Source organism: Streptomyces sp. NPDC058371 (assembly GCF_042723265.1).
GTDB lineage: Bacteria > Actinomycetota > Actinomycetes > Streptomycetales > Streptomycetaceae > Streptomyces.
Map to the genome: position 1 here is coordinate 221,215 of NZ_JBHXJC010000010.1, position 12,331 is coordinate 233,545.

Annotated in this window: 10 protein-coding genes; 2 read left to right on the forward strand and 8 right to left on the reverse strand. The window is 70.5% G+C overall.

The window, feature by feature from the left end; genetic code table 11:
• The first annotated feature begins 154 nt into the window (after positions 1-154).
• Positions 155-1,501, forward strand: coding sequence for a UDP-N-acetylglucosamine 1-carboxyvinyltransferase (gene murA, locus ACFWM2_RS27220; RefSeq protein ID WP_383285162.1), 1,347 nt, complete (start codon positions 155-157; stop codon positions 1,499-1,501).
• A gap of 138 nt (positions 1,502-1,639) precedes the next feature.
• Here the strand turns inward: murA and ACFWM2_RS27225 are convergent, their stop codons facing one another.
• From ACFWM2_RS27225 to ACFWM2_RS27250, 6 genes are all read right to left on the reverse strand, one after another.
• Positions 1,640-1,921, reverse strand: a complete 282-nt coding sequence (locus ACFWM2_RS27225; protein ID WP_007382399.1) for an HU family DNA-binding protein — start codon at positions 1,919-1,921, stop codon at positions 1,640-1,642.
• A 451-nt stretch (positions 1,922-2,372) separates the two neighbouring features.
• Complete coding sequence (locus tag ACFWM2_RS27230; RefSeq protein ID WP_383285166.1) at positions 2,373-3,803, reverse strand: NAD-dependent malic enzyme; 1,431 nt, start codon at positions 3,801-3,803, stop codon at positions 2,373-2,375.
• A gap of 449 nt (positions 3,804-4,252) precedes the next feature.
• Positions 4,253-6,697, reverse strand: a complete 2,445-nt coding sequence (locus ACFWM2_RS27235; RefSeq protein ID WP_383285169.1) for a HelD family protein — start codon at positions 6,695-6,697, stop codon at positions 4,253-4,255.
• Between the two features lie 82 nt (positions 6,698-6,779).
• Entirely contained in the window at positions 6,780-7,547 is a 768-nt protein-coding gene (locus tag ACFWM2_RS27240; RefSeq protein WP_383285172.1) for an anti-sigma factor family protein, read from the reverse strand.
• 38 nt (positions 7,548-7,585) lie between these two features.
• A complete protein-coding gene (locus ACFWM2_RS27245; RefSeq protein ID WP_121402637.1) occupies positions 7,586-8,161 on the reverse strand; it encodes a sigma-70 family RNA polymerase sigma factor in 576 nt (191 codons plus the stop codon).
• Positions 8,162-8,292: 131 nt separating this feature from the next.
• Entirely contained in the window at positions 8,293-8,880 is a 588-nt protein-coding gene (locus ACFWM2_RS27250; RefSeq protein WP_383285177.1) for a CGNR zinc finger domain-containing protein, read from the reverse strand.
• 188 nt (positions 8,881-9,068) lie between these two features.
• Between ACFWM2_RS27250 and ACFWM2_RS27255 the strand changes: the two genes are divergently transcribed.
• On the forward strand, positions 9,069-9,635 hold the full coding sequence (locus ACFWM2_RS27255) for a DUF1772 domain-containing protein (protein ID WP_383285180.1): 567 nt from the start codon (positions 9,069-9,071) through the stop codon (positions 9,633-9,635).
• Here ACFWM2_RS27255 and ACFWM2_RS27260 read toward each other — a convergent pair.
• Together ACFWM2_RS27260 and ACFWM2_RS27265 are read right to left on the reverse strand one after the other, a co-directional pair.
• The gene (locus ACFWM2_RS27260) at positions 9,584-10,735 is read right to left on the reverse strand and encodes a uroporphyrinogen-III synthase (RefSeq protein ID WP_383285184.1); all 1,152 of its coding nucleotides are present in this window, start codon (positions 10,733-10,735) and stop codon (positions 9,584-9,586) included. The genes ACFWM2_RS27255 and ACFWM2_RS27260 overlap by 52 nt on opposite strands.
• A 112-nt stretch (positions 10,736-10,847) precedes the next feature.
• Positions 10,848-12,230, reverse strand: coding sequence for an MFS transporter (locus tag ACFWM2_RS27265; protein ID WP_383285187.1), 1,383 nt, complete (start codon positions 12,228-12,230; stop codon positions 10,848-10,850).
• Between the last annotated feature and the right edge of the window lie 101 nt (positions 12,231-12,331).

The window sequence follows — 12,331 nt, forward strand, 5'->3', positions numbered from 1 at the left end:
GCGGGACCGGTGACCCCGTGTGCCCGATTAGGAACGGTTCGTGTTGTGGCAAAGCTATGACGTACCTGGGAGGTCCTTGGGCTTACTTAAGGGGGGTGGACGGCCATTACGCTTACGTCTTCGGCCCTGCCCCCCTCACCGGAACGCGAGATTCATGACCGTCAACGGCTCTGATGACGTACTGCTTGTCCACGGCGGAACCCCGCTCGAGGGCGAGATCCGTGTCCGCGGTGCGAAGAACCTCGTACCGAAGGCAATGGTCGCGGCGCTGCTGGGCAGCGCTCCGAGCCGGCTGCGCAACGTCCCGGACATCCGTGACGTGCGGGTCGTGCGCGGACTGCTCCAGCTGCACGGCGTGACGGTCCGTCCGGGCGAGGAACCGGGCGAGCTGGTGATGGACCCGTCGCACGTCGAGAGCGCGAACGTCGCTGACATCGATGCCCACGCGGGTTCGTCGCGCATCCCGATCCTCTTCTGCGGCCCGCTGCTGCACCGGCTGGGGCACGCGTTCATCCCCGGTCTCGGTGGCTGCGACATCGGTGGCCGGCCGATCGACTTCCACTTCGAGGTGCTGCGGCAGTTCGGCGCGAAGATCGAGAAGCGCGCGGACGGGCAGTACCTGGAGGCCCCGCAGCGGCTGCGCGGCACGAAGATCCAGCTGCCGTACCCGTCCGTGGGCGCGACCGAGCAGGTGCTGCTGACCGCCGTGCTGGCGGAGGGTGTCACCGAACTCGCCAACGCCGCCGTGGAGCCCGAGATCGAGGACCTCATCTGCGTACTGCAGAAGATGGGCGCGATCATCGCCATGGACACCGACCGGACGATCCGGATCACCGGTGTCGACTCGCTCGGCGGTTACACCCACGCGGCCCTGCCGGACCGTCTGGAGGCCGCCTCGTGGGCGTCCGCGGCGCTGGCGACCGAGGGCAACATCTACGTCCGCGGCGCCCAGCAGCGCTCGATGATGACGTTCCTGAACACCTACCGCAAGGTCGGCGGCGCCTTCGAGATCGACGACGAGGGCATCCGTTTCTGGCACCCGGGCAGCCAGCTGAAGTCGATCGCGCTGGAGACGGACGTCCACCCCGGTTTCCAGACCGACTGGCAGCAGCCGCTGGTCGTGGCGCTGACGCAGGCCACGGGCCTGTCGATCATCCATGAGACGGTGTACGAGTCCCGCCTCGGCTTCACCTCCGCGCTCAACCAGATGGGTGCGCACATCCAGCTCTACCGCGAGTGCCTCGGCGGTTCGGTCTGCCGCTTCGGCCAGCGCAACTTCCTGCACTCGGCCGTCGTTTCGGGCCCCACCAGGCTCCAGGGTGCCGACCTGGTCATCCCCGACCTGCGCGGCGGCTTCTCGTACCTGATCGCCGCCCTCGCGGCCCAGGGGACCTCCCGCGTCCACGGCATCGACCTGATCAACCGCGGCTACGAGAACTTCATGGAGAAGCTCGTGGAGCTCGGCGCGAAGGTCGAGCTGCCGGGCAAGGCACTCGGCTAGACGGCTCACGTACGGGACTCCGGGACCACCCGGGCTCCGTACCGCGCGTACGACGATGGGGCGGCCCCTGGTGAAGGGGGCCGCCCCATTGGCGTACTGCTCTGCCGTGCGCCTCCCGAGACGCGGGCGGCGTAGGCCTTACTTGCCCTTGGCGGCTTCCTTGAGCTTGCTGCCCGCGGACACCTTCACGCTGTAACCGGCGGGGATCTGGATGGGGTCGCCGGTCTGCGGGTTGCGCGCGGTGCGAGCGGCACGGTGGGTGCGCTCGAAGGTCAGGAAGCCGGGGATGGTGACCTTCTCGTCGCCCTTGGCGACGATCTCGCCGACGGTCTCGGCGAACGCGGCCAGAACGGCGTCGGCGTCCTTGCGGGTCACCTCGGCGCGGTCGGCCAGCGCGGCCACCAGCTCACTGCGGTTCATGTTGTTACTCCCGTGTTCTTCTTGCCGTTGAGGCGTGCCACGCGGCGAAGCCGCACGTTGGATGCGGCGAAGCCGATGCTGCCAGGGTCCTCGGTCGGTCCCCGGACCCGGGTCCGAAGCCAGACCCTCGCGCCCGAAGACGCATCCTGCCCCCACCTGCGGCGGGAAAGCCAATCCGGCACCCCTGGGAGTCACACGAACACCCTTGGGAGTCACACGAAAAGCGCCACTGCCTCGGTGTGGTGACGCTCCGTCCGCTCCCGGCAGCGGATCGCAGGGCCTGGGAAGGCCTGAGCCTGGCCGCCACCATAGAGGGCGGCCATGGGCGCCGCGGCACGCGACGCGCCGGTGCCCAGACGGTCGTGGCAACCGTCACAGCCGACCGCTCCGGCAGTTTCGCGTCCGTCGCGGCCGGCTGTTCAGACCGTCCCAGTACCCGTCAGGGCCATTCTCACGCGGTCGTGTTGCTCTCGGTCACCCCGGCGGCCTTCGCGGCGTCCCGTACGGCGCCGGCGACGGCGCCCGCGACCTTGTCGTTGAAGACGCTCGGGATGATGTAGTTCGGGTTGAGCTCGTCCTGCGTCACCACGTCCGCCAGGGCGGTCGCGGCGGCCAGCATCATCTCCGTGTTGACGGTGCGCGACTGGGCGTCCAGGAGGCCGCGGAAGACGCCCGGGAAGACCAGCACGTTGTTGATCTGGTTGGGGAAGTCGGAGCGGCCCGTGGCGACAACTGCCGCGGTCTGGCGGGCGATTGCCGGGTCGACCTCGGGGTCCGGGTTCGCGAGCGCGAACACGATGGCGCCGTCGGCCATGGCGGCCACGTCCGCGCCGTCCAGCACGTTCGGGGCCGAGACGCCGATGAAGACGTCGGCGCCGCGCACGGCCTCCTTGAGGGTGCCCGTGAGGTTCTCGGGGTTGGTGTTCTCGGCGATCCAGCGCAGCGGCGAGTCGGCGTCGGTGTCCACCAGGTCCTTGCGGTCCCCCTGCACGACGCCGTGGATGTCGGCGACGACGGCGTTCTTGACGCCCGCGGCCAGCAGCAGCTTGAGGATGGCCGTACCGGCCGCGCCGGCGCCGGACATGACCACCCGGATGTCGCCGATGGCCTTGTTCGTCACGCGCAGCGCGTTGGTCAGGGCGGCGAGCACGACGATCGCGGTGCCGTGCTGGTCGTCGTGGAAGACCGGGATGTCGAGGGCCTCGCGCAGCCGGGCCTCGATCTCGAAGCAGCGCGGCGCGGAGATGTCCTCCAGGTTGATGCCCGCGAAGCCGGGGGCGATGGCCTTGACGATCTCGACGATGGCGTCGGTGTCCTGGGTGTCCAGGCACAGCGGCCAGGCGTCGATGCCGGCGAAGCGCTTGAAGAGGGCGGCCTTGCCCTCCATGACCGGCAGGGCGGCCTTCGGGCCGATGTTGCCGAGGCCCAGCACGGCCGAGCCGTCCGTCACGACCGCAACGGAGTTGCGCTTGATGGTGAGGCGGCGGGCGTCCTCGGGGTTCTCGGCGATCGCCATGCACACCCGGGCCACGCCCGGGGTGTAGATCATCGAGAGGTCGTCGCGGTTGCGGATCGGGTGCTTGGACTGCATCTCGATCTTGCCGCCGAGGTGCATCAGGAACGTACGGTCGGAGACCTTGCCGAGCGTGACGCCCTCGATGCCGCGGAGCTTCTCGACGATCTCGTCGGCGTGGCCGGTCGAGCTGGCCGCGATGGTGACGTCGATCCGGAGCTTCTCGTGTCCGGACGCGGTCACGTCGAGGCCGGTCACCGAGCCGCCGAGGGATTCCACGGCCGTGGTGATCTGGGAGACCGCGGTCCCGCTCGCGGGCACCTCCAGCCGGACCGTAATCGAGTAGGAGACGCTGGGCGCCGTTGCCATGGCCGACTTCCTCTGCTTTCACCGTGTTCGCTGCGTACGCCGCGGGAGCGGAATCGCCCCGGCGGCGTCATCCGATCGTCGCACCTACCGCGGAGTACGTGGTAGTCGCCCCGGGTTGCGAACGTATTGGTCACAGCGACCGGGAGACTTTCGGAAAACAACTTCCACCATACGAGAAGTGGCCGGTCGGTGGAAGCCCCGGCCCCGGGTGGGGCCGCGCCGCGGAAATGAACTTTCGGGACGGGAATTGCCTTGCGGGGATCCTTTGTTACCTTGGACGTGACACCGGCCCGATCCAAGCCCCCGGGCCCAACCTTCGTCGCTACGAGCGACCACTTGCCGCGAGGCGAGCATGGCGGGTCGGTGTCGTGAACGTGAGAGAGGCCCACGCCTGATGGCGTGGGCCTCTCTGCTGCTCCGGGGCGTTCCGCCGCCCCCTGCGGGCCGTCTCAGTCCCGCAGCAGGTCCGGCACCCCGTTCCCGTCCGGCTCGTCCCGGTCCGCCGAGACGACCGTGAGCTGCTGGGTCGCGCGGGTCAGGGCGACGTACAGGACACGCAGGCCCGCGGGCGACTCGTCGGCGATCTCCGCCGGCGACACGACGACCGTGGCGTCGTACTCCAGGCCCTTGGCCTCCAGGCTGCCGAGCGCCACCACGCGGTCGCCGAGACCGGCCAGCCAGCGGGCCGCCTCGTCCCGCCGGTTCATGGCGACGACGACACCCACCGTGCCGTCCACCCGGTCGAGCAGCCGGGCGGCCTCTTCCCGGACGGTCCGGGCGAGCGAGTCCCGTACGGCCGCGAAGCGCGGCTCGACGCCCGTGGAGCGGACGGCGGACGGGGACTGGGACCCCGGCATGGCGAGGGCGAGGACCTTGGCGGCCAGCTCGGCGATCTCGGCCGGGTTGCGGTAGTTCACCGTCAGGGTGAAACGGCGCCGGGGACGGGACCCCAGGGCCTCGTCCCGGGCCTCCGCGGCCTCGTCGGGCTCGGACCACGAGGACTGGGCCGGATCGCCGACCACCGTCCAGGTGGCGTGCCTGCCCCGGCGGCCCACCATGCGCCACTGCATCGGCGTGAGGTCCTGCGCCTCGTCGACGATGACGTGCGCGTACTCGGTGCGCTCCTGGGCGAGGCGCTCGGCCCGCTCGCGCTGGGTCTCCTCGCGCCCCGGCATGAGCTCTTCGAGGCCGGTGAGCTGGTCGAGCGGGTCGAGGTCGCGCTTGCGGCGGGGCCGGGCGGGGCTGCCGAGGAGGGCGGTCAGCTCGTCGAGCATCGCCACGTCGTGCACGGAGAGCCCGTCCCGCTTGAGCGAGCGAGCCACCCGGCGGACCTCACCCGGGTTCAGGATCCGGCGCGCCCACCGGCCGAGCCGCCTCTCGTCGGCCATGGCGGCCAGCACGGCCCGCGGGGTCAGCTCCGGCCACCAGGCGTCCAGGAACTCGATGAAGCTGTCCTCCGACGTGACGTCCTCGTCGAACGACGACCGCAGCTCGGCGGAGAGCCCGGGGTCCGTGTGCCGCGCCCCCGCCCCCGAGCGGGCCCACAGGGCGTCCAGGAGCAGCTTGCGCGCCCGGGGCCGGAGCAGGTTGACGGGCGCGGTCCCGCTGAGCGCGTTGTGCCGGATCCGGTCCAGCTCGCCGCCCTCCAGCTCGATCCGGCGCCCGAAGGCGACGACCCGCAGCCGGGTGGGCGGACCGGCCGGCGGCTGCGGCCGGTCGGTCTCCTCCCCGAAGGCGAGCTGCTCCGCCCCGTCGGAGGACCGGTTGGAACCCTCCCGGCCGTAACCCTCCCTGGCGGAGCTGGCGGAGCCTGTTGGTGCCTCCAGAGCCCCGTGTGCCGCCTTCCGCAGCACCTTGAGCATCCGGTACGAGCCCTTGGCGCGGGCGACCGCAGGGGAGTCGTACAGCGTCGCCTCCGCCCCGTCGACCAGGGAGCCGATGGCGCGGATCGCGACCTGGCCCTCCTCGCCGAGGGACGGCAGGACGCCTTCGGTGTAGGCCACCAGCAGCGGGGTCGGCGAGACGATGAGGATGCCGCCCGAGTAGCGGCGGCGGTCCTGGTAGAGCAGATAGGCGGCCCGGTGCAGGGCGACCGCCGTCTTGCCGGTGCCGGGGCCGCCCTCGACGTACGTCACCGAGGCGGCGGGGGCCCGGATCACCAGGTCCTGCTCCGCCTGGATCGACGCCACGATGTCGCGCATGGTGTGGCTGCGGGCCTGACCGAGGGCCGCCATGAGGGCGCCGTCGCCGATCACCGGGAGCTCGCCGCCGTTCAGCGTCGCCCGGAGCTCCGGGCGCATCAGGTCGTCCTCGACGCCGAGCACCTTGCGGCCCTTGGAGCGGATGACCCGGCGGCGGACCACCCGGCCCGGGTCGACCGGGGTCGAACGGTAGAACGGTGCCGCCGCGGGCGCCCTCCAGTCGATGACCAGCGGCGCGTAGTCGGCGTCCAGGACGCCGATACGGCCGATGTGAAGTGTTTCCGCGATGTCGGCCGTGTTGTCCTCGCGGACGGCCCCCTCGGCCGCCTCCACCGCTGTGTACGCGCCGTCCGGACCCTTCTCGCCGTCCTTCCCGAGAAGCAGGTCGATACGGCCGAAGAGGAAGTCCTCGAACTCGTTGTTGAGGCGGTTGAGGTGAATTCCCGCCCGGAACACCTGGGCGTCGCGCTCCGCGAGCGCCCCCGGTGTCCCGACCTGACCGCGCTTGGCGGCGTCGTTCATCAGGAATTCCGCCTCGTGGATCTTCTCCTCGAGACGGTGGTACACCCGGTCCAGGTGCTCCTGTTCGACGCTGATTTCCCGGTCCCGTACGGAGTCGTCCTTGGCGGCGTCGTGCCGTACGGATTCATGGACCGAGCCAAGCGCGGTTTGCTGCTGAGCCTGAGCGGCCACCGGGCCCCCTTCTGACGTGCTGGGCAGCCGTCAACCGTACGCGAAGGGGGGCCCTTAAGCTACGCGCGCGCTATCGGTTCGCTCACGCGTCCACTTCTACGAGCCGCTTGCCGTCGAAGGTCATGACCTCGAAGTGGTCGATCTCGTTCGGGGTGAAGGCCGCGCCGCCGTGCACATAGAGCGGGTTCTTCGCCTCTTCGGTCTTGGCGTTGGCGACGCCGTAACCCCACTTCGGGACCGCCCAGGACGTCACCGTCTCCCGTTCGCCGTTCTTGCCGACGGCGATCAGCGAGCACTTCAGCGGACCCGTGACGTTCTTGAGCTGGAGGACCGCGTGGGTGCCCCAGTCCTTCTTCTCGACGGCGACCACGGCGTTGACCTTGGTGGTCGGGTCCGTCGCCTGGACCCGGTCGTGCATGTCCTCGAAGGCGGCCTTGGCGGGGCTGGTCGGGTGCGCCACGGCATCCTTGCCCCCGTCGCTGCCACCACTGACCGCCAGCACCGTCAACGGGCCGCCGATGATCAGCGCGGCCGCGGCCGCCACCAGGTACATCCCGCGCCGGCGCTTCACGGCCCGCCGCTCGGAGACCTCGTCGACCAGCCGGTCCGCGAGCCGTGGGCTCGGCTTGGCGGCCAGGGACTCGCCGATGGCCGGACTGCCCTGGGAACCGGGCAGGTCCGCGAGCGCGGCCAGCATCGGTTCCATCCCGGCGAGTTCGTCGAGCTGCTGGGCGCACCATTCGCACGTGGCGAGGTGGGCCTCGAAGGCGGTCGCCTCGGCGTTGTCGAGAATGCCGAGGGCGTAGGCGCCGACGGTCTCGTGTTCGTTAGGGCCCTGTGATCCCTGCATGGAACCAGGACTACCCGTTCCGAAACCCCCGTAAATACTCATGCCGTCACCCCCCGCTCCTCCAGCGCAAGCTTCATCGACCTCAGTGCGTAGAACACCCTTGAGCGCACCGTGCCGCTGGGGATGCCGAGCGTTTCAGCGGCCTCATTGACCGTACGCCCTTTGAAGTACGTTTCGACCAGGACCTCCCTGTGAGCAGGGGTCAGGTCGTCCAGCGCGTCCGACAGTGTCATCAGCCACAACGCCTTGTCGATCTCGTCCTCCGCGGGGATGACCTCCAGCGGCGACGGGTCGACCTCCTGCGGCCGGGCCTGCCGGCTGCGGTGGCCGTCGATGACGATGCGCCGGGCGACCGTCACCAGCCAGGGGCGTACCGAACCGGTCGCACGATTGAGCTGACCGGCGTTCTTCCAGGCACGGATGAGTGTTTCCTGCACGACGTCCTCGGCCCGCTGCCGATCACCCGCGACCAGTCGCAGCACGTAGGCGAGCAGAGGTCCGGCGTGTTCGCGATACAGCGCACGCATCAGCTCCTCGTCAGGTTCCGAGGGCTGTGACGCGCGATGTCGTGCCCTTGGCGGGCGTTCATCAGCCACGGCGGAATCCTTGCGCACGCCTACCTCCGGTGTCCCCGATTCGACCGGGGTCCCCCAGTCGGTCGCTCACCACGGGATACGGCTTTCGGCGTGGGTGTGTTCAAAGCGGTCGCACATATTTCTTGGTCCGTATGTGACGTGGGTGAAGTTCACGCTCGGGCGAGCGCTGCGCGGCGGCGGTGCCGGGCCACCCGCTCCCGATTGCCGCACACCTCACTGGAGCACCACCTTCGGCGCCGCCCCCGTGACGTGTCCAGGTAAACGATCGCACAGTTGTCCCCTTCACAACGCCGCAAGCCGGCCCGGACAACGGGGTCCGTGAGGAGTTCCACGGTGTCCCGGGCGACCGCGGCGAGCAGATCGGCACAGAGCAACGGCCCGTGCAGCCGGCACAGCAACATCCCGTCGTCCGTGCGTACGGCGCGCGGCGCGGGCGGCGCGTGCACCGCGAGGGCGTTCACCCGGGCGAGCGCCGCGTCGGCGGGCCGCCCGTCCAGCTCCCCGGCCACCAACCGCGCGATGTGACCGCGCAGTTCGTGGAAGGCGAGCAGCCAGGTTCCGTCGACCCCCGCCAGGGGTGTCCCGACGGGCACCAGGCCCGATCCGGCGACCCAGGCCCGTAGCCGCTCGGCCGAGCAGAGCCGTTCCTCGGGATGGGTGGTCGCCGCGAGGTCCAGGCAGATCCGCCCGGAGTCGAACCGCATCTCGTACGAGGCCGTGGCCGTGCCCGATGCCATGCGCCTGTCACCGCCTTGGTTACGCCTTGGGTTGAGCCGTGAGGGGTCGGTGCGGGGTCTGTAACCCCTACAGTGCCTCTCCCCGCCCCTGGCGGGAACCCCCGCGCCGGACGTCGCTGGACGTCCGCTTATGCGGCCGCGCGCCTGGACCATGTCCCGCGCCGCGCCCGGCCGGTTGACTGATCCGCATGACAGACAACAGCACAGGGCGGCGGACCACCGCCGGAGGTGTACTGGGTGCGGCCACGGTCGCCATGGGCCTGATTGCCGGGGTCTTCTACATATTCGCCTGCGCCGTCATGCCGTCGCTGGCCCGCAGCGACGACCGCGTCTTCATCGAGGTCATGCAGAACATCAACGACGTGATCCAGAACCCGGTGTTCTTCCTGAGCTTCATGGGCGCCCTCGTCCTCACGGCGGTCTCCGCCTGGCAGTTGCGCGGCTCGGGCGGACTGCGCCGGTGGGTGTGGGCGGCGCTGCTCGCCTACGTACTCGCCTTCGTCTTCACCGTCGCCGTGAACATCCCGCTCAACAACGAGCTCGCCGACGCCGGCGCCCCGGCGAGGATCGCCGATCCGGCCGCCGTACGGGACCGGTTCGAGGACCCGTGGGTCACCTGGAACGTCGTACGGGCGCTGCTGTGCACGATCGCGCTCGGCTGTCTGGCCAGGGCTCTCGTCCTGTACGGGCGGCTCAACCGGCGTCAGGCGTCCGCGTACTTGGCGTCGGCCGCCGGGTCGAGCGCGAGCCGGTAACCGCGTTTGACCACGGTCTGGATGAGCTTGGGTGCGCCCAGTGCCGTACGCAGCCGGGCCATCGCCGTCTCCACCGCGTGTTCGTCACGGCCCGCGCCGGGCAGCGCCCGCAGCAGTTCGGCCCGGGCCACCACCCAGCCGGGCCGCCGCGACAGGGCCCGCAGCAGCGACATCCCGGCCGGCGGCACCGGCCGCAGCGCGTCGTCGACCAGTACGGCATGACCGCGGATCTCCACCCGGTGGCCCGCGATGGGCAGGACGCGGGCCCGGCCGGGCAGTTCCTGGCACAGCAGCTGGACGAGCGGGCCGAGCCGGAAACGCTCGGGCTGGACCGTGTCGATGCCCTGGGCCTGCAACGGCAGCGCGGTGACCGGGCCGACGCAGGCGGGCAGCACGTCGTGGTGCAGGGCGGCCAGGAGTTCGGGGAGCAGCCCCCGTTCCTCGGCCCGGGAGAGCAGGGACGCGGCGGCGGGCGCGCTGGTGAAGGTGAGCGCGTCCAGGCCGCGGGTGACGGTCGCGTCGAGCAGCCGGTCGACGGGCCCGATGTCCTCCGGCGGCATCCACCGGTACACCGGCACGGGCACGACCTCGCCCCCCGCGGCCCGCAGCGACTCCACGAACCCGGGCAGCGGCTCACCGTGCAGCTGGATGGCGATCCGGCGCCCCTCGACGCCCTCCTCCAGCAGCCGGTCGAGCACCTCGGCCATGGACTCGGAGGACGGCGACCACTCCTCGGTCAGCCCCTGGGCCCGGACGGCGCCCTTGACCTTGGGGCCGCGCGCGAGCAGTTCCACCCCGCGCAGCCGGGCGAGCAGGTCCTCGCCGAGGCCCCAGCCGTCGGCCGCCTCGATCCAGCCGCGGAAGCCGATGGCGGTCGTGGCCACCACCACGTCCGGCGCCTGGTCGATCAGTTCCTTGGTGGCGCTGAGCAGTTCGCTGTCGTCGGCGAGCGGCACGATGCGCAGGGCGGGCGCATGCACCACGCAGGCGCCGCGCCGCTGGAGCAGGACCCCGAGCTCGTCGGCCCGACGTGCGGCCGTCACGCCCACGGTGAAGCCCGCGAGGGGGCCGTGGTCTGGTCGCTGTTCTCCGTCGTACATGGCTTTCGTCCCGGCTCTCGTCTGCGCTCGAGTCGTCGTGCGGTCACGGCCGAACCGAGCCTGTCAACGCCCCGTGACAGGCCCGGATCAGTCACGTGTCACCCGTGTTACGTCACACCTCGGCGTAGCTGAGCTGCGGCTTCGCCGCCGAGGCGGCGGTGGCCGGCTCCTCGGACCCGGCCGGGCGACGAAGGTATACGGCCCAGGTGACCAGGAAGCAGAGGGCGTAGAAGGCGAGGAAGGAGACGAAGGCGCCGGTGCCGGAGCCGTAGGAGAGGAAGGACTGCCGGAAGGCGAGGTTGATGCCGACGCCGCCGAGCGCTCCCACGGCCCCGATGAGCCCCATGGACGCCCCGGACAACCGCCGCCCGTACGCGGCGGCCGCCTCACCGCTCAGCCCCTTGGCCACCGCCTTGGTCTGGAAGATGCCGGGAATCATCTTGTACGTCGACCCGTTGCCGAGCCCGCTGAGCACGAACAGCGCGATGAAGGCGACGGTGAACAGCGGCAGCGACTTCTGCGTCGAGGCGAGGACGATGACGCCGGTCGCCGCCGCCATGGCGACGAAGTTCCACAGCGTGATCCGCGCCCCGCCGTACCGGTCGGCGAGCCGGCCGCCCACGGGCCGGATCAGCGAGCCGAGCAGCGGACCGATGAAGGTGACGTACGCCGCCTCCAGCGGGGTGCGCCCGAACTGGTTCTGCAGCACCTGGCCGAACGCGAAGCTGTATCCGATGAACGACCCGAACGTCCCGACGTAGAGGAACGACATGATCCAGGTGTGCCCGTCCCTCGCGGCGTCCTTGGCGGCGCCGGTGTCGTTCTTCACGGACGAGATGTTGTCCATGAAGACGGCGGCCAGGACGGCGGCGACGACGATGAGCGGGATGTAGATGCCGAGCAGCACCCGCGGCCCCCCGCTCGCCCCGATGACCGCGAGCGCCACCAGCTGGATGACGGGCACCCCGATGTTGCCGCCCCCGGCGTTGAGCCCGAGCGCCCATCCCTTCTGCCGCAGCGGGAAGAACGCGTTGATGTTGGTCATGCTGGAGGCGAAGTTGCCGCCGCCGATGCCGGCGAGCAGACCGACGAGCAGGAACGTCGAGAACGAGGTCCCCGGCTCCATCACGACGAACGCGGCGATCGTCGGGACGAGCAGCAGGCTCGCCGAGACGATCGTCCAGTTCCGGCCGCCGAAGACCGCCACCGCGAAGGTGTACGGCACCCGGACGACCGCGCCGACGAGCGTCACCACGGAGGTGAGCAGGAACTTGTCGGCCGGGGTCAGCCCGTACTCGGGACCCATGAAGAGCACCATCACCGACCACAGGGTCCAGATCGAGAACCCGATGTGCTCGGACAGCACGGAGAAGAGCAGATTCCGCCGGGCGATCTTCTCGCCCGTCGTCTTCCAGAAGGTCTCGTCCTCGGGGTCCCACTCGTCGATCCAGCGGCCTCCCCCGCTCACGGCGGGGGCTGTACTCGGGGCTGTCATGACGCCTCCACGGTTCTCCGGTGCTCAGGTGTCCTACTGACGTTGAACCCGAAGGTAGGGAGGGTGCGTTTCCGGCCTGTGCCTGTGGGTGACCGGAAGGG